Origin of the sequence: Nocardiopsis potens DSM 45234, from assembly GCF_000341105.1 — a bacterium.
GTDB classification, from domain to species: Bacteria; Actinomycetota; Actinomycetes; order Streptosporangiales; family Streptosporangiaceae; genus Nocardiopsis_A; species Nocardiopsis_A potens.
Genome location: NZ_ANBB01000056.1, coordinates 18,622 through 43,067, shown reverse-complemented (window position 1 = coordinate 43,067; position 24,446 = coordinate 18,622). Strand labels below are relative to the sequence as shown.

21 protein-coding genes and 1 tRNA gene are annotated in these 24,446 nt (G+C 74.8%); 10 read left to right on the top strand and 12 right to left on the bottom strand.

Annotated elements, in window-relative coordinates:
* Positions 1-25 precede the first annotated feature (25 nt).
* From D459_RS32450 to D459_RS0122820, 5 genes are all read right to left on the bottom strand, one after another.
* The gene (locus tag D459_RS32450) at positions 26-1,267 is read right to left on the bottom strand and encodes a relaxase/mobilization nuclease domain-containing protein (protein WP_017595333.1); all 1,242 of its coding nucleotides are present in this window, start codon (positions 1,265-1,267) and stop codon (positions 26-28) included.
* Positions 1,264-1,620: a hypothetical protein gene (locus tag D459_RS0122835; protein WP_017595332.1), complete on the bottom strand. Its 357-nt coding sequence runs from the start codon at positions 1,618-1,620 to the stop codon at positions 1,264-1,266. The genes D459_RS32450 and D459_RS0122835 overlap by 4 nt, the downstream gene beginning before the upstream one ends.
* Positions 1,621-2,041: 421 nt before the next feature.
* Positions 2,042-4,588, bottom strand: a complete 2,547-nt coding sequence (locus D459_RS32445) for a PEP/pyruvate-binding domain-containing protein (RefSeq protein ID WP_017595331.1) — start codon at positions 4,586-4,588, stop codon at positions 2,042-2,044.
* Positions 4,566-5,063 carry a MarR family winged helix-turn-helix transcriptional regulator gene (locus D459_RS0122825; protein WP_026120677.1) on the bottom strand — a complete coding sequence of 166 codons (498 nt, stop codon included), beginning with the start codon at positions 5,061-5,063 and terminating at the stop codon, positions 4,566-4,568. Before D459_RS0122825 ends, D459_RS32445 begins: the two co-directional genes overlap by 23 nt.
* A 268-nt stretch (positions 5,064-5,331) precedes the next feature.
* Positions 5,332-5,405, bottom strand: a tRNA-Gly gene (locus D459_RS0122820).
* A gap of 130 nt (positions 5,406-5,535) precedes the next feature.
* Between D459_RS0122820 and dcd the strand changes: the two genes are divergently transcribed.
* Positions 5,536-6,111: a dCTP deaminase gene (dcd, locus tag D459_RS0122815; protein ID WP_026120676.1), complete on the top strand. Its 576-nt coding sequence runs from the start codon at positions 5,536-5,538 to the stop codon at positions 6,109-6,111.
* Positions 6,112-6,217: 106 nt separating this feature from the next.
* Here the strand turns inward: dcd and D459_RS0122810 are convergent, their stop codons facing one another.
* Positions 6,218-6,829, bottom strand: a complete 612-nt coding sequence (locus D459_RS0122810; RefSeq protein ID WP_020380298.1) for a rhomboid family intramembrane serine protease — start codon at positions 6,827-6,829, stop codon at positions 6,218-6,220.
* 509 nt (positions 6,830-7,338) lie between these two features.
* Between D459_RS0122810 and D459_RS0122805 the strand changes: the two genes are divergently transcribed.
* From D459_RS0122805 to D459_RS0122795, 3 genes are all read left to right on the top strand, one after another.
* Complete coding sequence (locus D459_RS0122805) at positions 7,339-8,673, top strand: quaternary amine ABC transporter ATP-binding protein (protein ID WP_017595327.1); 1,335 nt, start codon at positions 7,339-7,341, stop codon at positions 8,671-8,673.
* On the top strand, positions 8,670-9,905 hold the full coding sequence (locus D459_RS0122800; RefSeq protein WP_017595326.1) for an ABC transporter permease: 1,236 nt from the start codon (positions 8,670-8,672) through the stop codon (positions 9,903-9,905). The genes D459_RS0122805 and D459_RS0122800 overlap by 4 nt, the downstream gene beginning before the upstream one ends.
* Positions 9,906-9,982: 77 nt before the next feature.
* Positions 9,983-10,921, top strand: a complete 939-nt coding sequence (locus D459_RS0122795) for a glycine betaine ABC transporter substrate-binding protein (RefSeq protein ID WP_017595325.1) — start codon at positions 9,983-9,985, stop codon at positions 10,919-10,921.
* Between the two features lie 103 nt (positions 10,922-11,024).
* On the opposite strand, the gene D459_RS0122790 is transcribed toward D459_RS0122795, so the two are convergent.
* Together D459_RS0122790 and D459_RS0122785 are read right to left on the bottom strand one after the other, a co-directional pair.
* The gene (locus D459_RS0122790) at positions 11,025-11,495 is read right to left on the bottom strand and encodes a hypothetical protein (RefSeq protein ID WP_026120674.1); all 471 of its coding nucleotides are present in this window, start codon (positions 11,493-11,495) and stop codon (positions 11,025-11,027) included.
* 279 nt (positions 11,496-11,774) lie between these two features.
* On the bottom strand, positions 11,775-14,117 hold the full coding sequence (locus D459_RS0122785; RefSeq protein WP_017595323.1) for a penicillin acylase family protein: 2,343 nt from the start codon (positions 14,115-14,117) through the stop codon (positions 11,775-11,777).
* 290 nt (positions 14,118-14,407) lie between these two features.
* On the opposite strand from D459_RS0122785, the gene D459_RS36200 reads away from it, so the two are divergent.
* Positions 14,408-15,787, top strand: coding sequence for a DUF5685 family protein (locus D459_RS36200; RefSeq protein WP_017595322.1), 1,380 nt, complete (start codon positions 14,408-14,410; stop codon positions 15,785-15,787).
* A 168-nt stretch (positions 15,788-15,955) separates the two neighbouring features.
* Positions 15,956-16,465 (top strand): DUF6069 family protein, encoded by a 510-nt coding sequence (locus tag D459_RS0122775; protein ID WP_017595321.1) that lies wholly within the window; start codon positions 15,956-15,958, stop codon positions 16,463-16,465.
* Positions 16,466-16,712: 247 nt separating this feature from the next.
* Here the strand turns inward: D459_RS0122775 and D459_RS32440 are convergent, their stop codons facing one another.
* Together D459_RS32440 and D459_RS0122765 are read right to left on the bottom strand one after the other, a co-directional pair.
* Complete coding sequence (locus D459_RS32440) at positions 16,713-18,344, bottom strand: PH domain-containing protein (RefSeq protein WP_051065516.1); 1,632 nt, start codon at positions 18,342-18,344, stop codon at positions 16,713-16,715.
* Positions 18,345-18,358: 14 nt separating this feature from the next.
* Entirely contained in the window at positions 18,359-18,895 is a 537-nt protein-coding gene (locus D459_RS0122765; protein WP_017595319.1) for a PH domain-containing protein, read from the bottom strand.
* Positions 18,896-18,991: 96 nt separating this feature from the next.
* Between D459_RS0122765 and D459_RS0122760 the strand changes: the two genes are divergently transcribed.
* Positions 18,992-19,909, top strand: coding sequence for an SPFH domain-containing protein (locus D459_RS0122760; RefSeq protein ID WP_017595318.1), 918 nt, complete (start codon positions 18,992-18,994; stop codon positions 19,907-19,909).
* A 17-nt stretch (positions 19,910-19,926) separates the two neighbouring features.
* Positions 19,927-20,184, top strand: coding sequence for a hypothetical protein (locus D459_RS0122755; RefSeq protein ID WP_017595317.1), 258 nt, complete (start codon positions 19,927-19,929; stop codon positions 20,182-20,184).
* 160 nt (positions 20,185-20,344) lie between these two features.
* Here the strand turns inward: D459_RS0122755 and D459_RS32435 are convergent, their stop codons facing one another.
* Both D459_RS32435 and D459_RS0122745 read right to left on the bottom strand, forming a co-directional pair.
* A complete protein-coding gene (locus tag D459_RS32435; RefSeq protein WP_017595316.1) occupies positions 20,345-22,333 on the bottom strand; it encodes a sensor histidine kinase in 1,989 nt (662 codons plus the stop codon).
* On the bottom strand, positions 22,314-23,027 hold the full coding sequence (locus D459_RS0122745; RefSeq protein ID WP_017595315.1) for a response regulator transcription factor: 714 nt from the start codon (positions 23,025-23,027) through the stop codon (positions 22,314-22,316). Before D459_RS0122745 ends, D459_RS32435 begins: the two co-directional genes overlap by 20 nt.
* Before the next feature lie 173 nt (positions 23,028-23,200).
* On the opposite strand from D459_RS0122745, the gene D459_RS0122740 reads away from it, so the two are divergent.
* Positions 23,201-23,932, top strand: coding sequence for a L,D-transpeptidase (locus D459_RS0122740; protein ID WP_017595314.1), 732 nt, complete (start codon positions 23,201-23,203; stop codon positions 23,930-23,932).
* A 41-nt stretch (positions 23,933-23,973) separates the two neighbouring features.
* Positions 23,974-24,315 (top strand): hypothetical protein, encoded by a 342-nt coding sequence (locus tag D459_RS0122735; RefSeq protein ID WP_017595313.1) that lies wholly within the window; start codon positions 23,974-23,976, stop codon positions 24,313-24,315.
* The last annotated feature ends 131 nt before the right edge of the window (positions 24,316-24,446 follow it).

Here is a 24,446-nt window from a genome sequence, read left to right as displayed (position 1 = left end):
CCCGCCCCCGACCCACCGGAGGCGATCATGCGCGGAGTGCGTCGAGGGCGGCGCGCGCCGCCGCGGCCTGGGGGCGCCAACCCTGCTCGGCGAACCAGCGGGCCGCGGTGCGCGCCAGGGCGGTGATCTCGTCGCGGGCTCGGGCGGCTTCGCCGGGGCGGGCGGGTGTGCCGGGCAGGCGGCGGGCGGCCTGGCGCAGTGTGCGCGCGGCGGGGTGGTCGGCGGCGCGCAGGGGCGGGCGGGCGGCGTGCGCCCATTCGTGGTCGGCCCGGCCCAGGGCGGCGGCGATGCCGGTGGGGGCGGTGGCGGCGGCGCTGAGCGCGTCGCCCAGGGCGGCGGTGGTGGCGGCGCGCCGGTCGGGGCCGTGGTCGGCCCATTGGGCGTGTGCGGTCCGCAGGGCCAGGGCCAGGCCGGGCCAGCCGGGTGCGGGGTCGCGGTCGGGGGCGGGGAAGCGGGCGCGGACGCGGGCCAGCGACAGGTCGGGGGCGAGTTTGGAGCCGGAGAACCACACCGGTGCTCCGGCGGCGGTGCGGTCGTGGGGCCAGGCCAGGGCGTAGCCGTCCAGGGCGCCGCCGGTGCGGTGGTGGTGGACCAGGGCACCGGCCGCGCTGAGGGCGTCGAAGAATTCCGTGTCGCTGCCGCTGGTGGCGGCGGAGCGACGGGCGAGGCGGGCGAGGCCGGTGCGGGAGGGCTCGGTGCGGCCTGCGCGGCGGGCGCGCTCCTGCTCGGCGCGGGTGGGCCGGGGGGCGGCGGTGCGGTCGGCGGGGGCGGTGGGGCGGAGTCCGAGCCGCTGCTCGATCCGCCGGCAGCCGTGGCGCAGGCGCAGGGCGTCGTTGTGGATGCGCGGCAGGGTCCCGTCCTGGCGGGCCAGGGTGGCGACCAGGTGGATGTGGTGGCTTTCGTCGCCGTCGTGGCGTACGGCGATCCAGCGGCAGCCGCGGGAGTCGCCGCGGGGGGCGATGCCGGCGGCGTCGAGGAGGTCGCCGGCGATGGAGGCCCATTCGGCGTCGGTCAGGGCGCGGTCGGTGTGGGCGGCGCGCACGGCGCAGTGCCAGACGTGGCGGGGCCGGCCGGGTAGGACGAAGCGGTCGAGGCGGTCGGCGAGGCGGGCCAGTTCGGGGCCGGGGGCGGGGCCGGGGTCGTGGACGCCCCAGGTGCGCCAGGCGGCGACGAGGTGGGGGTCGCTGTGCTCGTTGGCGCGTCCGGGGCCGTAGAGGTATTCGAGAAGGCCGCGGGTGTCGCCGCCGCGCATGACTTTGGCGATCATGGCCGGGCGCTCTTCTGGAGGGCTTCGCAGGCGTCTTCGAGGGTACCGATGGCGGTGGCGGCCCGCTGCAGCAGCTCGGGGGCGGTGCCTTCGGAGTGGAGGAGTTCGGCGAGGGCGTCCAGGGCGATGATGCCCTCGTTGAGGGTGATCATGGCTTCGCGCCGGCCGGGGGTGGTCTCCAGTGCAGTGCGGGCGACGCCGAGGCAGGCGTGGGCGGCGAAGCCTCCCAGTGTCATGCCGTGCTCGTCGGCGGCGCGGGAGAGCAGCCGGTGCTCTTCGGCGCTGAGGCTGAGTTTGACGTGGTGGTCCCGGCGCACGCCGGTGCGGCGGTCGCCGCGTCGCTGAGGGGGCATGGGCTATTTCCTACCGGCTTTTGCCCGTGCGGGGAACGGGGAGTGCGGCTCTGGGGACGAGCGGGGCGGAGGAACCCCCGCCCGCACACGCGGCCGCGTGTGCGGGCGGCCTGCCCCGAGCGCAGGGGCCTCCGGAGTGGTGCGGGAAGCCTTCCGCGCCTCCGGAGACCCCCGCCCGCCTCTCCTTCCCCACCGGCGATGGGGTCAAGGAGCCCGACCGCCGCACCCTTGCGGCACCACGGCGCCGACCGGCCGCGCGCCCCCGCTCCCGCCTCCATCCCTCCGTCCCCGCTCCCGCCTCCATCCCCCGTCGCCCATCCCCGCCCCCGCCCCGCCCCCGCGCCGTTCGCCCGGCAGGGGCCGCAGCAGGGGCGCTCGGACGGGGCCGGCCCGGGGCCGTCCTCCCCGGGCCGGCCCCGGGTCAGTTCCGGTCGGCGTGCTCCGGTTCGCGGCCGGCGGTCTTCTCCGAGGCGTTCCCTCCGCTTTCTCCGCTCTCTCCGCTGCCGTTCTCTCCGCTGCCGTCCTCGTCGACCGGCATCACGGTGCCGGCGGTGCCGTCGATCGTGATCAGGTCGCCGTCCTTGATCCGCCGGGTGGCGTTCTGCAGGCAGATCACCGCCGGGATGCCGTACTCGCGGGCCACCGTCGGCCCGTGCGCGATCGGCGAACCGGTCTCGGTGACCAGTCCCGCCGCGGTCATGAACAGCGGCGTCCAGCCGGGGTCGGTGGTCGGGGCGACCAGGATCTCGCCCGGCTCCAGGTGCGCCCCGACCGGGTCGCGCACCACCCGCGCCCTGCCGGTGGCCTGTCCCGCGGCGGCGGGTTTGCCCACCATCGCGCCCTCCGCGGGCGGGGGCGCGGGCAGCAGCGCCTCCACGTCGGTGCCGTCCGACAGCAGCAGCGCGGGAACCTCCGGGCGGCGCAGCTCGCGCCGGTAGAACGCCCGGCGCTCGGTGACCGTCTCCCGGTGGTCGGCGCCCTGCTCGATCGCGGTGCGCACTTCGGGCAGCTTCAGGAACATGATGTCGCCGGAGTGCTCCAGCAGACCGCGGGCGGCGAGTTCCTCGCCGATCAGGACCAGCTGGCGGCGGGTCTCCCAGTAGGGGATGAGCCAGGCGAACTTGGCGACCTCGCGGAGGCCGGTCAGTTCGCGGGAGCGGCGCATCAGGAACAGCCCCAGGCGGCCGCGGATCCGGTGCCGGCGGCGCACCCGCCGCTCGACCTCGGCGATGACGGCCTCGGCGCGCTCGGCCGCGCGGGCGAACCGGCGGTCCGGTGCCTGCTCGGGGTCGTCCACTCGCAGGTAGTTGGCGATGGTGCCGAACAGCGGTGCCGGGTCGTCGCCCCACCGGGGCATGCCGATGTCCACCTCGGCGGCGGCCCGGTGGCCGTAGAGCCTGAGGAACTCCTCCATCCCGATGTCGGGGAGGGTGCCGGCCCGGTACTTCTCCGCCAGCTCTTCGGGCGGGGTGTGCAGGAAGAGGTCGCGGTGTTCGCGGGCGCGGACGGCCATGCCCCACAGGGCCATGTCCATCTGGGTGGTGACGTTGTGCGGCATGCCGCCCAGGGCGGTGTCCGCCTCCTCCTCGGTGATGATGCCCTTGAGCACCGCGCCGGGGGCCGTGGTCAGGACGATGCCGGCGAACAGCGGCCACATGAGCTGCATGAGCCCGCGGAACATCACACCGCCGCCGCCGTTCTCCTGGACGAACTTCAGCCGCTCGGCGGCGCTCGCGCCGGCGGGGAGGGGGTCGGCGCTCTGCTCGCGGAGGAAGCGGATGGCCCGGTCCACTCTGGCCCTCGCCTGCTCGGGCCGGGCCACGGAGCCGATGACCCCGGCTGCTCCGGGGAGGGCGTACCGCAGCGCCAGGCGGACCGTCGGCCCGAGGCTGATCGCCGCGCCCTTGGCCGGTGCGAAGCGCGGGTCGTCCAGCAGGTGCCGGATGGCGGCCTTGGCCCGGGGGCCGTAGACGTCGGCCATCGAGGGCAGGCGGGACCGGAGTCTCCTGCTGCGGAGGAATTCGGTCATGTCGAGGTAGAGGCGGCTGCCGACGCCGGTCATGAGCGGCACCGCTTCGCCCGTGCGGCGGTCCTTCAGGTAGGACCCCATCCACTCCTCCACCAGCACGTCCATCATGGACATCCCCATCGGGGTGACCGGGCGGAGCAGGCCCTGGATGTTGCCGACCTCCATGTAGGCGCGGGGCCGGGGCAGGTGCGCGTCGTCGGGGAGCGGGAACAGGGTGGTGATCGCGCGGGACTGCAGCAGCCACAGCACGCCGTCGGAGTCGTAGGCCCATTCGGCGTCCTGCGGGGAGCCGAAGTGCCGCTGCAGCCGGTCGCCGGCGGCGCGCAGCTCCTCCACTTGGTCGCGGGTGAGGCAGCCGTCCTCGGGGCCGTGGATTCCGTCCGGGCCCATCTCGTAGTGGTCGGGGTCGGTGCTGCCGTCGACGACCGCGGTGCCCAGTCCGCGCACGGCGTCGGCGACCATGACGGACCGGCTGCCGCTGAGCGGGTCGGCGGTGAACAGCACTCCGGCGGTGTCGGCGTCGACCATGCGCTGCACGACGACGGCCATGTGCACGTCGTCGCCGTCGATCTCGTTGTCCCGGCGGTAGGCGACCGCGCGCTCGGAGTCCAGTGACTCCCAGCAGCGGCGGACCGCGTCCACCAGCTCTTCGACGCCTTCGACGTTGAGAATGGTGTCCTGCTGCCCGGCGAAGCTGGCGTCGGGCAGGTCTTCGGCGGTGGCGCTGGAGCGCACCGCCACCGGGCCCCCGCCGAGCCGTTCGTAGGCGCGGGCCAGTGCGTCCTCGGGGATCGCGCCCGCCCGGTGCGCCTCGGTGGTCAGGCAGAAGCCGGGCGGGACGCGCTCGCCGGCGGCGATCATCTCGCCCAGGCCGGCGGCCTTGCCTCCGACCAGGCCGATCATGCCTGCGTCGATCTCACTCAGGCCGACCACGTGCATCGCGTTCACTCCTCATCCTGCGCGCAGCCGCGGCGAGCAGCTCCATCGCGCTCACCACGGACTCCAATTCCTCCGCCGTCAAGTGGGTCCACAGCTCGGACTGCGCCTCCACCCGGGTGCGGGCGATGCGTCCCAGCACCGCATGGCCTCCGTCGGCGAGGCGCACCCGCCTGACCCGGCGGTCGGCGCCGTCCTCGTATCTCTCCACGAGACCGCGCCGCACCAAGCGGTCGACCAGGCGGCTCGTCCGCGATGTGGAGCGGCCGAGCACCGCGGCCAGTTCTTTGAGGGTGGGGTCCCCCGGGAACGGCGCGCGGTCGTGGTCGAGCGTCTGGAGCAGGGCGATGTCGATGAGCGACAGATCCTCGTCCTCGTTGACCCGGACGAGGCTGGGCACCGTGTCGCGCTGCAGGGAGCGCAGCACCGCCAGCAGCCGCTCTCCCTGATTCTTGTGCTCATCTGCATTGGTTGCCATGGCGCAATTAAATCTAGTCCGCCGGAGCCGGGGGTGTCCAGAAGGGGGATCCGTTCCATACGCGCTCTTGACGCGGGACCGCGGGGCGCCCGGGGCCGCTGCACCGGCCGCGCGGACGGCCGCCCGCCGTCGGACGGCCTCGCCGGGCGGATCCGGAGGGGCGGCTTCCCCGCTGCGGCACGTATGTGGCACGGAGGGTGCCGCATCCTCCTGAAAAGCAGTAAGGCCAGGTCCCCGGATTTCCGGAACGACCTGGCCTTTCGCTTTATGGAGCGGATGACGGGAATCGAACCCGCGTTATCAGCTTGGGAAGCTGAAGTTCTACCATTGAACTACATCCGCTTGGGCAGCTGTTGGGCTGTCCTTCGCCGGACAGCTTACCCGATGCGGCGGGCGGTCGGGAACACGGCGGGCGGGGTGTGGCGGGACGGGGCGCCCGGAGCAGGGGGTCGCAGCAGGTAGGTTCTGGAGCGTGCTGCTCTCTGATCGGGATATCAGGTCCGAAATCGAGTCCGGGCGGGTGAAGATCGACCCGTACGACCCGGGGATGATCCAGCCGTCGAGCATCGACGTCCGGCTGGATCGGTTCTTCCGCGTGTTCGAGAACCACCGGTACCCGCACATCGATCCGGCGGTGGAGCAGCCGGACCTGACCCGGCTGGTCGAGGTGGGGGCGGACAGCGAGTTCATCCTGCACCCGGGGGAGTTCGTGCTGGCGTCCACCTACGAGGTGGTGACGCTGCCGGAGGACATCGCCAGCCGGCTGGAGGGGAAGAGCTCGCTGGGGCGGCTCGGGCTGCTGACCCATTCGACCGCGGGCTTCATCGACCCGGGCTTCTCCGGGCACGTGACGCTGGAGCTGTCCAACGTGGCGACGCTGCCGATGAAGCTGTACCCCGGGATGAAGATCGGGCAGCTGTGCATGTTCCGGCTGACCTCCCCGGCCGAGCACCCCTACGGGTCGGACCGGTACGGGTCGCGCTACCAGGGGCAGCGGGGGCCGACGCCGTCGCGGGCCTATCTGAACTTCAGCCGCGCGGAGATCTGAGCGCGGGGGCGGGAAGAGCGAAGGACGAGGGCGGGGCGGCCGGTGGCCGCCCCGCCCTCGCCGCGTCCCGGCCCGGTGCCTCCGGGCGCGCCGCCGGCGCCGCCGGTCAGTACCGGTAGTCGGGGTAGGGGCCGTAGCCGCCCTGGACCGAGGAGGGGGCGGGGCGGGTGCGGGTGGGCAGGAACCAGGCGGCGAGCAGGCCGCCGAGGAAACCGAAGAGGTGGGCCTGCCAGGAGACGCCCGCGGCCTGCGGCAGGACGCCCCAGATCAGCGTGCCGTAGAAGATGACGACGCAGATCATGATGACGATGTCGACCGTCTTGCGCTCCACGATGCCGCGGAGCACCGTGTAGCCGAAGTAGCCGAAGACCAGGCCGCTGGCGCCGACGGTGAGCGTGCCCGGGGCGGAGAACAGCCAGACGCCGATGCCGCTGACCGCCATCACGATGAGGGTGGTCCACACGAACCGGCTCAGGCCGCTGAACGCCACCAGCGCACCCAGCACCAGGAGCGGCACCGTGTTGCTCATCAGGTGGGTGAAGTCGGCGTGCATGAAGGGGGCGGTCAGCACGGTCCAGGGTGCGCCGAGGTCCCAGGAGCGCAGGCCGAAGGCCGCGTCGAGCGCACCGCCGAAGAGGGTGTCGGCGATCTCGATGATCCACATCGCGGCGGCGAACGCCGCGACGGTGAGTATGGCGACTATCCGCGAGTGCGTCACTCTCCCGACTGTATGCGACCGGAGCAAGGGGCGCCGGGGTGATTACGGTTTCGGGTCGGAAGTGTCCGGAGTGTAGCGGCACGATCGGCTTTGTCGAAGTATTTGTGATGTACTTCACGCTCGGGTATGGAGTGATGTAGATCACTATCCAGGGGGTGGGCGGGACCGGCAGAGGCGGCTCGCCTTGGGAACGAGGTTCGGACCAGGTTAAACGTGTTACTTGGGCGTGACCTTTCCCGGAAGGCCGAACAGCTTATCTCGCTAAAGTTGCTTAACGCCATAAAAAGGACTTAAGGCGCGGAGGTCGGCTCAAGCCGCGGTGCACGCCGCCGGGTCCGAGGGGGAACGGCCCCGGACGGCGGTTCTCGGCTCCGTGCCGTTTCGCTCGCAGCCCCAAAGGGGCGGGACCGGCGAGACGGGTGGAGCGCGACTGCGCCGCCTCGGTCCCGAACGAGCAAAGACGCTAAGAGGAGACCGTGCCAGCAGTACGCGCAGACAAGCTCTACAAGGTGTTCGGGAAGAAGGCCGGCAAGGCCGTCGAACTCCTCTCCGACGGGCGGCACCGGGACGAGATCGCCGACCTGAACGTGACCGCCGCCGTCATCGACGTCTCCTTCGAGGTCGAGCCGGGCGAGATCTTCGTGGTCATGGGGCTGTCCGGGTCGGGCAAGTCGACCCTGATCCGGATGCTCAACGGCCTGCTGGCGCCCACGTCGGGGCGGGTCGAGGTGGACGGCACCGACATCACCGCGCTGCCCAAGCAGGGGCTGCGCAAGCTGCGCAGCGAGAAGATCAGCATGGTCTTCCAGCACTTCGCGCTCTTCCCGCACCGCACGGTGAAGGAGAACGCCGCCTACGGCCTGGAGGTCCGCGGCGTCCCGCGCGAGGCCCGGGAGGCCAAGGCGGTCGAGGCGCTGGAACTGGTCGGCCTGGCCGGCTGGGAGGACAAGGTCCCCGGCCAGCTCTCCGGCGGCATGCAGCAGCGCGTCGGCCTGGCCCGCGCGCTCGCCGCCGACACCGACATCATCCTGATGGACGAGGCGTTCAGCGCCCTGGACCCGCTGATCCGCAGGGACATGCAGACCCAGCTGCTGGAGCTGCAGGAGACGCTGGGCAAGACCATCATCTTCATCACGCACGACCTCAACGAGGCGATGCGGCTGGGCGACCGGATCTGCGTGCTGCGCGACGGCCGGACCGCCCAGATCGGCACCGCCGAGGAGATCCTCAACGACCCGGCCAACGACTACGTGGCCCAGTTCGTCGAGGACGTCGACCGCACCCGGGTGCTCACCGCCTCCTCGGTGATGGAGGCGCCGATCCCGGTGGTCGCGCCGGACAACGGCCCGCGCGCCGCGCTGCGCACCATGCGGGAGAACCAGACCTCCTACGCCTTCGTGCAGCGCCGCGACCGCCGCCTGGTGGGCGGGATCAAGGAGAGCGCCGTCGGCAAGGCCGTCCGGGAGAACGCCAAGGACCTCTCCGCGCTGGTCGACGCCGGGATCGAGCGGGTCTCGCCGGACACCGCGATCGCCGACCTGTTCGCCCAGGCCGCGGAGAGCACCTTCCCGCTGGCCGTGGTGGACGGCGACGAGCGCCTGGTCGGGGTGATCCCGCGGGGGACCCTGCTGGCCGCGCTGGCGCCCCCGGAGGAGAACGGCGCCGATGACGCCGCCGATGGCGGTGCCGAAGGCGAAGAGGCCGACGGCGCCGAGGACGCCGAGAGCGCCGGGGACGGCGCCGGCTCGGACGGCGACGGCGACCGGAAGGACGGCGCCGAGAAGGGTGCCGAGGGAGCCGCCGACGAAGAGCCGGCCGCCGCAGAGGAAGGGGGAAGCAAGTGAACACGCTGACCGTCAGCATCCCCCGCCTCCCGGTAGGGGACGCCTTCGAATCCGCGATCAACTGGATGCGGGAGTCGCTGAGCGGCCTGTTCGAGGTCATCGGCCTGGTCATCAAGACCTGCGTCGACGCGCTGTACGGGCTGTTCGCCGAGACCTCGGCGACCCAGTTCACGCTGCTCGCCGCCGCGGTGATCGCCGGCGGGCTGCTCGTCCGCGGCAAGTACCGCCCGACGCTCATCGCGATCGGGGTGTGGGCGGCGCTCTACGTCGCCGAGCTGGTCGGAGGGGTGGCCGCCGCGGTCATCACCTCGCTGCCGGCGGTGCTGTTCACCCCGGCGATGAACCTGTTCGGCGCGGAGTACGTCTACCCGCCGCTGGTGCTCGCGCTGCTGCTGCTCGCGGCCCTGATGGCGATCAGCTTCACCGCCGCCCGCAACACCGGCCAGGAGCTGCTGGCCGCGCTGTCCGCGGTGGTGCTCTTCGTCTTCCTGGGCCTGCACTTCATCGCCGGGGTCCAGCTGGCGCTGCTGGTCATGCCGCTGTTCGCGCTGCTCGCGCTGGTGGTGGCCGGCTGGCGGGTCGCGCTCTTCACGGTGCTGGGCTTCCTGCTCATCATGAGCATGGACAAGTGGGACAACGCGATGAGCAGCCTGGCGCTGATCATCGTGGCGACCGTGGTCGCGGTCGCGGTCTCGCTGCCGATCGGCATCCTGGCGGCGAAAAACGACAAGGTCAGCGCGGTGGTCAAGCCGGTGCTGGACTTCATGCAGACGCTGCCGGCCTTCGTCTACCTGCTGCCCGCCATCGCCTTCTTCAGCATCGGCGCGGTGCCCGGCGTCATCGCCACCGTCATCTTCGCGATGCCGCCCGGGGTGCGCCTGACCGAGCTGGGCATCCGCCAGGTGGACAAGGAGCTGGTCGAGGCGGGCGAGGCGTTCGGCGCCCCGGAGATGCAGATCCTCCGCCGGATCCAGCTGCCGCTGGCCCTGGCCACCATCATGGCCGGCGTCAACCAGATCATCATGCTGAGCCTGTCCATGGTCGTCATCGCGGGGATGGTCGGCGCCGGCGGCTTGGGCAACGACGTCTACACCGGTATCGCGCAGGGCAACATCCCGGTCGGCTTCGAGGGCGGCCTCGCCGTCGTCGTGCTGGCGATCTACCTGGACCGGCTGACCGGTGCGGTGACCCGCTTCTCCCCGGCGGCCCGCGCCGCGCGCGCGGCCAAATGACCCGCTCCCCGGGGGCCGCACCCGCACAGCGGCCCCCGGGGCAACCGTTCACCCAGCACGAAGAGGAGAGACCGGACATGCGCAACGGTATCCGATCCCGCCGTTTCCTCACCGCCGGGGCGGTCGCCGCCTCGGTCACCCTGCTCGCCGGAGCCTGCGGCGGCGGTGGCGGCGGTGTCGCCACCGGCCCGGAGGAGGGCGACGGCGGTGGCAAGGAGATCAGCATCGGCATGATCCCCTGGGAAGAGGACATCGCCATCACCAACCTGTGGAAGGTGATCCTCGAGGAGAAGGGGTACACGGTCACCGTCGAGGAGGTCGACGTCGCGCCGACCTTCGAGGGCGTCGCCAATGGCGACATCGACATGTACATGGACGTCTGGCTGCCCACCACCCACGGGGACTACTGGGACCAGTACGGCGACAAGCTCGAGGAACTCGGCACCTGGAACGAGAACGCCTCGCTGGAGCTGACCGTCCCGTCCTACGTCGAGGACGTGGACAGCATCGAGGACCTCAAGGGCAAGGAGGAGATGTTCGGCGAGCGCATCGTCGGCATCGAGGCCGGGTCCGGCCTGGTCCAGCAGACCGAGGACGAGGCCATCCCCACCTACGGCCTGGAGGGGTACGAGCTGGTCAAGTCCTCCACTCCGGCGATGCTGGAGGAGCTGGAGACGGCCATCAAGGACGAGGAGCCGGTGCTGGTCACCCTCTGGCGCCCGCACATCGCCTACTCCAAGTACGACCTCAAGGACCTGGAGGACCCCGAGGGCGCGATGGGCGAGGCCGAGACGATGAGCGTCGTCGGCAGAGAGGGCTTCACCGAGGAGTTCCCCGAGGTCACCGAGTGGATGAAGAACTTCAAGCTGGATGACGACCAGATCCAGAGCCTGGAGACCGCCATCCTGCTGGACAACGAGGACGACCACGAGGCCGGCGCCCGCCAGTGGCTGAAGGAGAACCCGGAGTTCCTGGAGGCCTCCATGGGCGACGACGCCGAGGGCCTGGAGTTCTGATCCCGGACCCGCTCCGCCCGGAGCGGCCCCGGAGACGATGAGAGGGCCCCGCCGAGTCCGGCGGGGCCCTCCCGTCCGTCCGCGCCCTGCGCTGCGGCGCCGGTCAGCGGTCGGCGCTGCCGGAGGTGATGGAGCGGTCCCGGGGCGGGATGCCGGCGGCGGCCATGAACATCTCGATCCTGCCGATCGGGGCCAGGCCGGTCAGCGGCAGGTAGGGCCGGGCGGCCCGGCGGCCCTCGGTGGACGGGAAGGCCCGCGGCCGGCCGGTCAGGTCGCACAGGCCCAGTGAGCGGTTGCGGCCGGTGAGCAGGTAGTAGGAGCCGATGTCGGCGAACGGGATGCGCACCACGTACCGGCCGCGGATGTAGCGGAACTCCCCGTCGGAGAACTCCAGGGCCGGCGAGTGCAGCCTGCTCCCGTGCCAGACCAGTGCCGCTCCGGCGGCGGCCAGCAGCAGGCCCAGCACCAGGTTGGCCCAGTGCGTCGGGGAGAGCGCGACGGTGATCGCGCCGAGGACCACCAGCGCCGACCCGCTCCAGATCTCGCCGTGCTTCCGACCCGAAGGGCAGACCAAGCGAACCGTTTCGGACACGGCTATGCCTCTCTCGTACCGCAGGGTGGGGATGGCGGGGATCGCTGTCCGAACCTTATCGGCTCGGCCGCCGTTCCGGCGCTGGAATCGGTCATATGGGCGTGCCGCGCCGGGTGTGATCGGTCGCCTCCGGGTCCTCCTCGCGATGATCCGGGCGCCGTTTCGTCCCCGGCCGGCTCCGCGGTCCCGGCCGGCTCCGCGGCCGCGGCGGGACCTGGACCGGCGCGGGGCGGCCCGCCCCAGGTCATCGCGGGGCGGCGGTCAGGGGGCCGGGAGCAGCCGGATCGTGCGCTCGGTGTGCTCGGCCACCGCGGCCCGGGTGTAGAGCAGCGGGAAGTAGTCGCCGCGCCGCCACATCGGGAGCAGGTCGGCGTAGTGCGGCGACGAGGGGTCGCCGGACTGGCCGGGGGCGTTGGCGGCGCGGGAGGCGTCCCAGGCGCCCACGTCCAGCACCATCCGGGCGCCGGCGCCGGTGTGGTGGGTGAAGTCGGCCGGGTCGTGGCCGGTGGCGTCGACCGAGTGGGGGGCGCCGCCGCGCGGGAACGGGCCCAGGTGCGCGCCGGCGGCGTGCGCGAACCAGGTCTGCTGCAGGTCGCCCCAGCGCCAGCGGGCCGGGTCCGGGCCGAGCAGCAGTTCCGCCTCCGCGTAGGCGCCGGCGAGCGTCTCGGCGAGCAGCGCGTTCCGGTCGCCGGGGTCCAGCGAGCGCAGTGCGGCGGCCAGCGCCTCCGGGTCGGCGCCGGGATCGGGGAGCGGCGAAGGGGGGAGCGCCGCCTCCCGCACCGCGGGGGCCAGGTGCCGGGAGGTCCAGATCCGGAAGAGCGCGGCCCCCGCCGAGTCCTCGGCGGCGGAGCCGTCCCACGCCCCCAGCACCGCCAGGGCGGCCCGGGACCCGGGTCCGGCCCCGTCTCCGCGCCCGGGCGGTCCGAGGTCCTCCAGGAGCGGCAGGAGCAGCCCGGACACCGGGTCGTACCGGTCGTTCTGCAGCGTCATCGCGTCGCCCGGGCCGAACGCCGGGTCGGCGGCGAGCGCCTCGGTGATCCTCTGGTGGCGCAGCGGCGGCGGCCACTCGTACCCGGCGGGCGCCCCCGGGCCGGGCCGGTACTCGTTGGCGGAGGCGAGGAACCCGGCGGCCGGATCGCGCTCGGCGGGCAGCGCGGCGCCCGGGGCGAACCCGGCCCACTCGTAGCGGCCGTCGCCGGGGACCGGCAGCAGCCCGTCGAAGCCCTCCCGGACCGGGACCCGGCCCCCGGCGGCCAGCGCGATCGACCCCGAGGCGTCGGCGTAGAGGTAGGTCAGCGGGGGGCCGCCCCAGTCGGCCAGGGCGGCGCCGAACGCCTCGGCGCCGCGGGCCCGCATCAGCTCCAGCGACCCCAGGTAGGGGGCGGTGCCCGGTTCGCTCCAGGCGGTGCGCACCGCGTAGGCGGCCCGCCCGGCCGCGTCGGCCAGCACCACCGGCCCGTGCCGGGTGAAAAGCAGCTCCACCTCGACCGGGTCCCCGCCGCGCACCGGGATCCGCTCGGTGGTGCGCCGCATCCGCTCCCAGCCGCCCCGGTAGGCGTACAGCTCGGGGTCGTCCGGGTGGAGCCGGTAGACGTAGAGGTCCTCGGCGTCGGCGGAGAAGTAGGTCAGGCCGAACGCGGCGGTGCCGTTGTGCCCCATGGCCACCCCGGGCGCACCGGGGTGGCCGGCGCCGACCACGTCGGTGCCGGGCGCGGAGAGGTGCGCGAAGTACCGGGTGGAGGGCGCGGTGAGGGCCCGGTGCGGGTCGCCGGCCAGCAGCGGCCTGCCGGTGCCGGTCCGGTCCGCGGCGACCGCCCAGGCGTTGCTGCCCTCGGCGGCCGACGGCGGGCGCGCGGGCGGGGCCGGCCGGGTCAGGTCGGCGGGCGCGGTGGCCAGCAGGTAGTCGTCGAGCACCCCGGGCGGGATCGCGCACGGGTCGAGGCCGTCGGGCACCTCGGGGGCGGCGTCCGGGCGGAGCGGCGCGCGCAGCGCGTCGGAGCGCACTCCGGCCGCGCACGCGGTCCGCGCCCGCACCACTTCGCTGACCACGTTGCCGGTCAGCGCCGAGGAGCGGATCCGCACCACGTCCTCGGCGCGCCACCGGCCGGGGCGGTGGCCGAGTTCGGCGAATTCGGCGGGCAGGTGGCCGGGGTTCTCCTCCAGCCAGCCGATGTAGGCGTTGACGCCGTCGGCGAACCGCTCGGCGGCGAGCCGGGTCCGCTCCCCGTAGGCCGCCCATTCGGCGGCCATGTCCCCGCGGTACAGGAAGAGCCGCGCGGCGCGGTCCTGCTCGGTGAAGGCCGGGCCGAACGCCTCGGAGAGCAGCCCGAGGCCGCGCCGCCGCTCCAGGTCGATCTGGAAGAGCCGGTCCCGGGCGGCGTTCACCCCCTGGGCGAAGTACAGGTCGCCGGTGCTCCCGGCGTAGATGTGCGGGACGCCCCACCGGTCCACCCGGATCTCCGCGGCCTCCTCCAGGCCGGGGAGCGGGTAGGCCTGCGGTTCGGGCCGGTGGAGCCCGGTGGCCGCCGCGGCGGGGGCGAGCAGCGCCGCGCACGCGGCGGCGGCGACCAGGCGGCGCCGGAGCGGCGCTGCGGTCGGGGCCATGGTGGTCGGTCGCTCCGGGGGTGGGGACGGCGTTCCGGCGCAGCCTACCGAGGGCCGCCAAAGTGCGGCCCCGGGAGTCCGGAGCCGGCCGCGCGGGACGCGGCGCGCCCCGTTCCCCGGGGTCTTCTCCCCGGGGTCTTCGGGGTCCGCCCGCGTTCCGGCGCCGCCCCGTCCGGCCGCCCCGTCCGGCCGCCCGGTGGGCGCCCGCGCGGTCCGCCCGGGGAACCGGAGTGGCCCGGAGCACGTCTGAACCGCCGTTCCGCTCCCCATCTGCGAAGAAGAGCCCGCACATGTTCGGAATCCTGAGACCCTGCCGCCACACCCTTCCCGCCCCCCTCGCGGACGAGTGGATGGGGCACCTCTGCGGCCTGTGCCTGGCGCTGCGCGACGGCCACGGGCAGGCGGCCCGGGTCGCCACCAACTACGACGGGCTGGTGGTCTCGGTGCTGGCCGCCGCCCAGTCGGAGGAGTGCGCGAGCACCCGCACGGCCGGTCCCTGCCCGCTGCGCGGCATGCGCCGGGCCGACGTCGCCGAGGGGGAGGGCGCCCGGCTGGCGGCGGTGGTGTCGCTGCTGCTGGCGTCGGCGAAGATCAGTGACCACGTGGCGGACGGCGACGGGGTGTACGCCCGCCCCGGGGTGCGCACCGCCGCGCGCCGGGCGGCCGCCCGCTGGGGCGCGGGCGCCCTGGCGGCGGGGGAGGGGCTGGGGTTCGACGGGTCGGCGCTGGCCGCCGTCGCCGACCGGCAGCGGGAGGCGGAGTCCGCCGCGACCGAGGGGACCGACGTCCTGCAGGTGACCCGGCCGACCGAGGAGGCCACCGGGGAGGCGTTCGCGCACACCGCGCTGCTGGCCGGGCGGCCGGGCAACGCCGGTCCGCTGCGCGAGGCGGGCCGGCTGTTCGGCCGGGTCGCGCACCTGCTGGACGCGGTGGAGGACCTGGAGGAGGACCGCGAGGCGGGGGCGTGGAACCCGCTCGCCGCCACCGGGACGCCGGTGGAGCGGGCCCGCGGGCTCTGCGACGACGCGGTGCTCGGCGTCTCCCTGGCGCTGCGCGAGGCCGAGTTCGCCGACGACCGGCTGGTGCACGCACTGCTCGTGCACGAGCTGCGGCGGGCGGTCGACCGGACCTTCGCCCACGCGGGGTACCCGGGGCAGGACCCGCGCCATCCGCACCATCCGGGGCACGGGTACCCCGGCCACCCGCACCAGCCGGGCCACCCGCACGGCCCGCAGCAGCCCGGGCAGCAGCAGTACCCGGGGCACCACGGGCCCTACCGGCAGGACCGGCGCCGGCAGGACAGCGGGACGGACATGTCCTCCTCCGGCGACGGCTCCGGATGGGGCGGCGGTGGTGACGGCGGGGGCTTCGGCGGCTGGGGAGGCGGCGACGGCGGTTCCGGCTGGGGCGGCGGGGGCGACGGCGGCGAGCGGCGCAAGGTCAAGGACCAGGGGGACTGCGGGTGCAAGACCCCGGCGATCTGGTATCCGCCGAAGAAGCGGGGGTTCTTCGCCGGCTGCGGGATCACCCTGTTCATGTGCTGCACCTGCCAGCAGTGCTGCCGGGACCCCTACCCCGGCCCGTGGAGCGGGAGGAAGCGGGAGGCGTGGTGCGACGACTGCGGTAACTGCGACTGCGGCGGCTGCGACTGCTGCTGCTGTTGCGACTGACCTCCTGGGGGCGGTGGCGGTGTGCGTCCCGTCCTTGCGCCTGCGGTCTCCGGCCGGGCCGTGCGCCGCTCCGGGCCGGTGCGGCGGGTCCGGCACCGCGGTGGCGGGGCCGGGAGGCTCCGCGGAGCGGGGAGGAGCGGGGGGCTTCGGTGAAGAGAGGGAAGGCTCGTGAGCGTCTTCGGAACCGCCTCCGCGGCGGGGGCCGGCCGGGCGGCCGGTCCGCCGGGGTCCGTCCGCCGCCGCGTCCGCGCGTCGGCCGTCGCGGCCGCGGTCGCCCTGCCGCTGCTGCTGTGGACCGCGGCCGTTCCGATCGGCGGCCACCCGCTGGAGGTGAGCACCGGGATGCGGACCGGGACGCTCGCCCCGGAGCCGATGGAGCTGGGCGCGGCGCCCTTCGCGGTCGTCCCGCTGCTGTCCGCGCTGCTCGGCTGGGCGCTGCTGGCCCTGCTGGAGCGGTTCACCGGCCGCGCGGCCCGGTGGATCTGGGGCGTGCTCGCCGCCGCGGTCCTGGCGGTGTCCTTCCTGCCGCCGGCCGACCCCGCGCTCAACGGGACGACCGCCGCGGTGCTGGCCACCGCCCACCTGCTGGTCGGGGCCGCCGTGATCCCGCCCTTCCTGCTCACCTCACCGCGCCCGCCGGGCCCGCCGGGCGCGGGGTCCCGGGCGCGGACCGACTGACCCGGCAGGGGCGGCCCTCCGCCGGGCGGACCCCGTGCCGGTCCCGGTTCCGTTCGCGCAGGCGGTACGGCGGCGGGGGAGCCCTGGCCGGGTGCTCCGGGCGGCCGCCCGCCGCCCGCCGTCCATCGGTGTTCGCGGCCGTTCGCGGCGGACGGGAGGGCCGCCTCGCGGGGGCGCGCCCGGGCCGGGGCGGGGCCGCCGGTCGGCGGGGCCTTCCGGCGGCGCTCCGCGTTCGGCGGTGCCCGGGTCAGTCCCGGATCAGGAACGGGGCGAGCAGGCCCGGGACGGCCTCGTCGGCGAGGGCGAGGCCCTGGCCGTGGCCGATGTCGCGGGCCTTGTGCACGCCGCTGTCGGCCGCCACGGTGGCGCCGAGGGTGGACAGCCCGGCCCGGCGCTGCAGCGGGGACCGGGTGACGGTCCAGCCGATCACCGCCTCCCGCTTGAGCGCGACCGTGGACCGGGCCGCCATGCCGCCGCGCAGGTAGAGCAGGCGCCGGTCCAGGCCGTGGCCGAGGCCGCGGTAGGCGCCGACCGCGTAGGGCGCGCTGAGCAGGGCGGAGACCGCGGCGGCGGCCGCGGTGCCGCCGGCGGCGACGTCCGCCGGGACGGCCGGGACCAGCCAGAGCGGCGCGCCGACCGCGGCGGTGAGCAGCACGGTGGCGGCGGCCGCGCGGAACAGCCTGCGGCGCAGCGCGGCGCGCGGGTGCCGGGCGAGCTCCGGGAACCCGGCCCCGGGCAGCACGTCCCCGGCGGTGCGCACGGCTTCGGCGCGGGGCATGTCCGGGGAGAGCGTCCGCTTGGCGACCAGGCCCTTGTTCTGCTCGTTCTCGCCGAGGCCGGAGGCGATCGCGGCCACCGAGGCCGCGCCGAACCAGCGCAGCGGCAGGTACTCGCACAGCTCGACGCCGCGCAGCCGGCGCTCCTCGATGGAGACCGAGGAGAGGTTGAGCAGGCCGCGCTTGACCAGCAGGGTGCCGTCGGGCTCCCGGGTGAGCCGGTAGCCCCACCAGGCCTCGATGTGCACCGCCAGCGCGACGGAGGTCCCGAAGGCGACCACGCCGAGCAGTACCGAGGGGACGGTCACCAGCGCCGCGGACATGACGAAGTCGTACAGGCCCATGCCGATCGGCACGAACAGGCTGCTCGCGAAGTCGCCGATGATCTGGGCGGCGATGCCGACCAGGGCGGCCAGTGCGCCGTAGCCCAGCGCCATCGGGCCCCAGGAGAGCGCGCCGTACCGGAACCAGCGCGGGGCGAGCGCGGCCAGCACCACCGGTTCGCCGCCGGCCTGCCCGGCGTCGTCGGCGGCGTCCCCCGGGCGCGCCCCCGCGGCGGCCGGGGCGCCGGGCGAGCGGCGCAGCAGTTCGCGGCGGAGGCGCCGCCCCTCCTCCGCGGTGACCAGGTCGAGCTTGAGCTCGTCGCCGGGGTCGCCGCTCTGCCCGCTGCCGACGGTGACCCGGCACAGCCCGAACGGGCGGGCCCACAGCGAGGCCGCCACGTCCACGGTGCGGATCCGATCCCGGGGCAGGGAGCGGTGGGTGCGGGCGATGACGCCGGAGCGCATCTCCATCCGCTCCTCGGTGACCCGGTAGCGGGTGAGCCGGTAGCGGAAGACCTCGCCGCCGCCGATGCTGAGCGTGAGGAGCGCGGCGGCCGACAGGATGAGCGCGCCCCACGGCCAGAACACCCCGAAGAAGGCGGTGACCCCGGCGCCGGCCAGCCCCGGCAGTACGAAGAACAGGGCGACGGCCAGCAGGCTCACCCGGACGGTGAGCGGGCTGAGCCGGCGCCACTCGGAGCCGGCGGGCGCGCCCGCGCCGGGATGCGCGCCCGCGCCGGTCGGGACGGCGTGCAGGGCGCCGTTCACGGTGTCGTCCATGCCGATCACGCCTTTCACGTCGCGTCGCCGGGGATGGCCTGGGTGGCCTCGGAGAGCCGGGCCGCCAGGTCGGCGGCGAGCTCGGCGTCGAGGCCGTCCACCTTCAGCGGGCCGGCCGCCGAGGCGGTGGTCACGGTGAGGGTGGCCAGCCCGAACGCGCGCTGCAGCGGCCCGCGGTCGGTGTCCACGGTCTGGATCCGGGAGAGCGGGGCGATCCGCCACTCCTGCCACAGCCAGCCCGAGGCGGTGTAGACGGCCTCGTCGGTGACCTCCCAGCGGTGCACCCGGTAGCGCCAGGCCGGCATCACGGCGGTGACGGCCAGGCCGATCGCGGCGACGGTCGCGGTGGCGGCCGCCAGGGCCAGGACGAGCCAGGGCACCACTTCGAACAGGGCGAGGGCGACCGCCGCGATCCCGGTCGGCGCCGCGGCGGCCGCGGTCGCGAACAGGGTGCGCACGGTCCAGTGCGCGATGGCGCGGCGCTGCACCCGGTGCCGCGGCGGGCGGAGCCGGGGCTCGGTCGCACGGCGGGCGGCCTCTCGTGTCTCCATGGGGCCCTCCTTCGGGTCGTCCTAAAAAAGTGATATCACAATGCTATGCTCAAGTCATCAAGTAACCTGGACCACCTCGACCGTGAGGAGCACCGAATGGAAGCGGAGATCCCGCCTGCGGCGGCCGTGGAGATGCCGGAACCGCAGTACAGGGAGCGCGTCGCGTTCGGCGCCGCCGGGCTGCCCGTCGCGCTGGCCTGCCTGGTCGCGGCGGTCGCCGGCATCGCCCTGGCCGTGGCCGGCCTCTCCGGTCCCGCCTGGGCCCTGATCGGGGCGGGCGCCGTGCTGGTGGCGGCCGCCGCGGTCACCGCGCTCGGGCTGACCGTCGTCGCCCCCAACGAGGCGCGCGTCGTTCAGTTCCTCGGCCGCTACACCGGCACCGTCCGCAAGGACGGCCTGCGCTGGGTCAACCCGCTCACCACCCGGCGGGCGATCTCCACCCGGATCCGCAACCACGAGACCTCGGTGATGAAGGTCAACGACGCCGAGGGCAACCCGATCGACATCGCCGCGGTGGTGGTCTGGCAGGTGGAGGACACCGCCCGGGCCGCGTTCGAGGTCGACGACTTCGTGCAGTTCGTCTCCACCCAGACCGAGGCCGGGGTGCGGCACATCGCCAACCGCTACCCCTACGACGCCCACCAGGAGGGCGTGCTCTCGCTGCGGGACAACGCCGAGGAGATCACCGAGCGGATGTCCCGGGAGATCACCGAGAGGGTGGAGTCGGCCGGCGTGCGCATCGTCGAGGCCCGGTTCACCCACCTGGCCTATGCCCAGGAGATCGCCCAGGCCATGCTCCAGCGGCAGCAGGCCAGCGCCGTGGTGGCGGCCCGCCGGCAGATCGTGGACGGCGCGGTCAGCATGGTCGACCTGGCGCTGCAGCGCCTCTCCGAGCAGGAGGTGGTGGACCTGGACGAGGAGCGCAAGGCGACCATGGTCAGCAACCTGCTGGTGGTGCTCTGCTCGGACCGACCGACCAGCCCGGTGGTGAACACGGGCTCGCTCTACCAGTAGGGAACGGCCTGATAGCAGTGGCCGAGCGGAAGAAGATCCTGCTCCGCCTGGACCCCGCGGTGCACGACGCACTGGCGCGCTGGGCCGGCGACGAGCTGCGCAGCACCAACGCCCAGATCGAGTTCCTGCTCCGCCGCGCCCTCAACGACTCCGGCCGGATGCCCCGCAACGCGGGCGCCATCCCCCGGCGCGGCCGGCCGGCCAAGAAGCCCGGTGGCGAGGACGGCGGCGCGGGCGAAGAGAAGGAAGATGGCGGAAGCACCCCCCGGCAGTGAGGCCGGTCGGGGCCGAAGTCGAGAGCGCTGCAGGAGGTTCACCCGCCTGCGGTTCAGCCCACCTGCGGTGCGTGCAGCCCTGGGCTCAACACCGTCGTGGCCCGCGATGACGTCGAGCTCGACGAGGTGGGTGCGCCGGGTTCGGGTGGGCGCGGGCCGGTCAGCGGTCCGGGCCTGTGGCGGGCTCCGGGACCCGGGAGCCGTCCGCAGGGCCGGCCGGGCCGGACGGGCCGGCCAGGGGGACGCGGACGGTGAACGCCGCGCCGCCGCCGGGGGCGTGCGCCGCGCCGGCGGTGCCGCCGTGCAGCTCGGCGATGTTGCGGACGATCGCCAGCCCCAGGCCGCTGCCGCCGGTCCGGCGGTTGCGCGACTTGTCCGCCCGCCAGAACCGGTCGAAGACGTGCGGCAGGTCCTCCGCGGAGATCCCGCTCCCGGTGTCGACCACCTCGATCAGCGCGTCCCCGCCGTCCCGGCGGCAGCGCACCGTCACCGTCCCGCCCTCCGGGGTGTGCCGGATCGCGTTGCCGACCAGGTTCCCGATGGCCTGCAGCAGCCGGGCCCGGTCGGCGACCGGCACCACCCCCGGCTCGGCGTCGGCCGCCAGGCGCACGCCGGCGCCCTCCGCGGTCAGCGAGTGGCTGGCCACCGCCTGGCCGGGGAGCCGGTGCAGGTCGACCGGCTCCAGCGCCAGATCGAGCCGGCCCGCGTCGGCCATCGCCAGGTCGCGCAGGTCGTCGATGATCCGCTGGAGCAGCAGCGTCTCCTCGACCAGCATCGCGGTGCGGTCCGGGGAGAGCTCGGTGACGCCGTCCTGCGCCGCCTCCAGCCAGCCGCGCAGGTTGCTCAGCGGGGTGCGCAGCTCGTGCGAGACGTCGCTGATCATGTCCTTGCGCTGCCGCTCCAGCCGCTCCAGGTGCTCGGCCATCTCGTTGAACGCGGTGGCCAGCCGGCCGATCTCGCCGGAGTCGCGCACCTCGACCCGGCGCGCGCCGGCGCCCGAGCCCATCCGCCGCACCGCGGTGGTCAGCGAGCGCACCGGGCGGACCAGGCGGGTCGACACGGCGACGCTCACCCCCACCGTCAGCACCAGCACCAGCAGCGCGACCCCGCCGATCCGCAGCCACCCCTCGCGGGAGAGCGAGATGCCCATCGGGGAGGCGTCCTCCGGGTCGTCGATGAAGAGCAGGGCGCTCGGCGCGACGTGCGGTGCGAGCTGGGCGCGGCGGCTCTCGTCGACGCAGGAGGCGATGCGCGGGTCGGTGCCGCCGGGCGAGTCGGCCGGCAGGCCCGGGTCCGGCGCCGGGGACGGCTGCGCCAGCGGCGGCGCGGGCGAGCCCGGGCGCCCGTCGCCGCCCGGCTCCTCCTCCGGCGGGGTGAAGCCGGGGACCTGGTAGAACTCGCCCTCCCCGGTCGAGGGGTCGATCGCGTACGCCGCCTCCAGGCCGGAGGGCTCCAGGCAGCTCCGGATGAGCGCGTTCAGCTCCTCCAGCGCCTCCTCCTCGGTGGGGGTGGGGTCCGCGAGCGCCTCCTGGCCGCAGGAGGGGTCGTAGAGGCCCGGGTCCTCCTCGGGCAGTGCGACGAACGGCCGCCCGCTCGGGGACTCCTCCACCCCGGTGTCGACCCCGTAGACGCCGGCCAGGCAGGAAGCGGTCCACTCGGCGGCCTCTCGGAGCCGCTCCCGCTCCTCGTCCGGCAGCGCGAACGGGCCGACCGCCCGCGGATCGATCCGGTCCGCGCCCTCAGCGGCGGAGGAGACGTCCACCGCCAGCGGGTCCACCACCGAGGAGGCGCGCGGCGGAAGCGAGGCGCCGGCGTCGTCGGAGTCGGCCAGCGGCGCCCGGTTCTCCGTGGTCAGAACGATGCGCCGGCCGGTCTCGTCGGCGAGCCGGTCCACCACCGGCTGCACCCCGCTCCAGGAGGTGTGCCGGGCCGCGTAGCCCAGCAGGGCGTCGTTGATCCGGGTGTCCACGGCCAGCGTCTCGCCCTGGTCGACGCTGATCGACTCCGAGGCGCCCTGCGCGGTCAGCCACGCGGTCGCGGTGATGGAGCAGACCGCGACCAGCGCGGAGCTGGCCATCAGCCGGGCGAGCAGGCTGTGCCGGAGCGGGACGCCGGTGGCCCGGTGCCGGTTACGCCGTCCGCTCCGCATGCGCGTCCCCGTTGAGCTTGTAGCCGACCCCGAACACGGTCACCAGCCAGCGCGGCGACCGCGGGTCCGGTTCGAACTTCTTGCGCAGGTTCTTCACGTGCACGTCGATGCTGCGCTCGGTGATGAACCGGTCGATGCCGTGGATGCGCTCCAGCAGCCGGGCCCGGGTGAACACGTGCCCGGGGTGCGCCGCCATCGCGGCGAGCAGCTGGAACTCGCCCGGGGTGCAGTCCACCGGGGCGCCGTCGAAGTGCACGGTGTACCGGGACGTGTCCACGGTGATCGGCCCGGCGCGGAGCACCGTGCCGGCGGGGCGGCCGGGGGAGCGCCGGGCCCGGCGGAGCAGGGTGCGCACCCGGGCCATCAGCTCGCGCGGGCTGTAGGGCTTGGTCATGTAGTCGTCCGCGCCGAGGTCCAGGCCGTCCAGCAGGTCCTCCTCGGTGGAGCGGGCGGTGAGCATCAGCACCGCGACGTCGTCGGAGGCGGCGCGCAGCGCCCGGCACGCCTCCCGGCCGTCCAGCACCGGCATCATCACGTCCAGGATCACCAGGTCGGGGCCGCTGCGGTGGAACTCGGCCAGTGCGGCGCGCCCGTCGTGCACGACGGACGCGGTGTGCCCCTCGTGCTCCAGGTAGCGCCGGACCAGCTCCGCCTGGTTGGCGTCGTCCTCGGCGATCAGCACGTGCGCGCACACCCTCGGGGCCTCCTGCCGTTCTGTCCGCTATCGACCGATGCTAGGCGACGCCGGGCGGGCGACACGGCCTTCACACCGAGGGCTCACGACTTCCTCACATCGGGCGGCCAGTGTGGGGGGCGTTCCGGCGCGGAGATGCGCCGGAGGACCCCTGGCAGACCTGGACGGAGACCATGCCCCGAACCCCTGCCGCCGCACTGGCCGGCCTGCCGGCCGCGGCCGCGCTGCTGGCCGCCCTGACCGCCTGCAGCGCGGACGGCGGCCCGGAGCCGTCGGGCGGCGAGGGCGCCGCGGCGGAGGACGGCGCCGGGAAGGCGCGGATCGCCACCGTGATCGGCGAGGAGATCGCCGTCCTCGACGGGCCGGACGGGAAGCCGGTCGAGACCCTCGCCAACCCGAACGACCTCGGCGCCGAGCGGGTGTTCCTGGTGGAGCGCTCCGAGGGCGACTGGCTGGAGGTGCTGCTGCCGGTCCGGCCGAACGGCTCCACCGGCTGGGTGCGGCGGGACGAGGTGGAGCTCACCTCGACCGGGTTCCGGCTGGAGGTCGACATGGACGCCTTCTCCTTCTCCGTGCTCGACGGGGAGGAGGAGGTGCGCAGCGGCGAGATCGCCATCGGTGTGGAGGACACCCCGACGCCGCCCGGCCGGTACTACTTCACCGAGCTGCTGGAGCCTCCCGAACCGGACGGGGAGTACGGCGCCTACGCCTTCGGGCTCAGCGGCTTCTCCCCGACCCTGGAGACCTTCGCGGGCGGCCCGGGCCAGCTCGCGGTGCACGGCACCCCCGACGAGTCGGTCCTGGGCACCGAGGTCAGCCACGGGTGCGTCCGGGTCGCCGACGACGACATCACCTGGATGGCCGAGCGCCTGCCGCTCGGCACCCCCGTCGAGATCTCCGCATGATCCGCGGCGGCGGGGGACCCCCCGTTCTGAAAGGACACCGAATGCGACTCACCGGATTCCTGCTCGCCTCCGCGCTGGCCGCCGCCGCGCTGGCCGGGGCGGCCCCCGCCTACGCCGGGGACGGCGCCCCGCCCGCGGTCCCCGGCGACCCGGCCCCGGTCGACCCGGGCGGGGCGCCCGCCGACCCGGGGGAGACCCCTGCCGACCCGGCCCCGGTCGACCCGGGGACCGCCCCGGGCGGGGAGCCGAGCCCGGCGCCCGAGGAGCCGAGCCCGGCCCCGGGCGAGGAGGACCCCGGCGTCCCGAGCCCGGCGCCGGACGGGGAGGTGCCCGAGGCGGCCCCCGCCCCGGCCCTGCCCAAGGAGCCCTCCTACACGGGCTGACCCGCCGGCCCCGGCGGGGCGGAGAGCGGGCCGCCCCGCCGGCCGCGCCGCGGCCGGGCGGAGGACGCACCGCCCGGCCGCGGCCCGCCCGCCGAGCCCCGGCCGGTCCGGCGGGGCCGTCTCCCCGTCCT

Bases quoted from the DNA above. Each gene is read 5' to 3' on its own strand.
- D459_RS32450 (WP_017595333.1), bottom strand. From the start codon at position 1,267: ATGATCGCCAAAGTCATGCGCGGCGGCGACACCCGCGGCCTTCTCGAA.
- D459_RS0122785 (WP_017595323.1), bottom strand. From the start codon at position 14,117: ATGGCCCCGACCGCAGCGCCGCTCCGGCGCCGCCTGGTCGCCGCCGCC.
- D459_RS32435 (WP_017595316.1), bottom strand. From the start codon at position 22,333: ATGCGGAGCGGACGGCGTAACCGGCACCGGGCCACCGGCGTCCCGCTC.
- D459_RS0122825 (WP_026120677.1), bottom strand. From the start codon at position 5,063: ATGGCAACCAATGCAGATGAGCACAAGAATCAGGGAGAGCGGCTGCTG.
- D459_RS32445 (WP_017595331.1), bottom strand. From the start codon at position 4,588: ATGCACGTGGTCGGCCTGAGTGAGATCGACGCAGGCATGATCGGCCTG.
- D459_RS0122765 (WP_017595319.1), bottom strand. From the start codon at position 18,895: ATGGAGACACGAGAGGCCGCCCGCCGTGCGACCGAGCCCCGGCTCCGC.
- D459_RS0122735 (WP_017595313.1), top strand. From the start codon at position 23,974: ATGCGACTCACCGGATTCCTGCTCGCCTCCGCGCTGGCCGCCGCCGCG.
- D459_RS36200 (WP_017595322.1), top strand. From the start codon at position 14,408: ATGTTCGGAATCCTGAGACCCTGCCGCCACACCCTTCCCGCCCCCCTC.
- D459_RS32440 (WP_051065516.1), bottom strand. From the start codon at position 18,344: ATGGACGACACCGTGAACGGCGCCCTGCACGCCGTCCCGACCGGCGCG.
- D459_RS0122760 (WP_017595318.1), top strand. From the start codon at position 18,992: ATGGAAGCGGAGATCCCGCCTGCGGCGGCCGTGGAGATGCCGGAACCG.
- D459_RS0122795 (WP_017595325.1), top strand. From the start codon at position 9,983: ATGCGCAACGGTATCCGATCCCGCCGTTTCCTCACCGCCGGGGCGGTC.
- D459_RS0122740 (WP_017595314.1), top strand. From the start codon at position 23,201: ATGCCCCGAACCCCTGCCGCCGCACTGGCCGGCCTGCCGGCCGCGGCC.
- D459_RS0122835 (WP_017595332.1), bottom strand. From the start codon at position 1,620: ATGCCCCCTCAGCGACGCGGCGACCGCCGCACCGGCGTGCGCCGGGAC.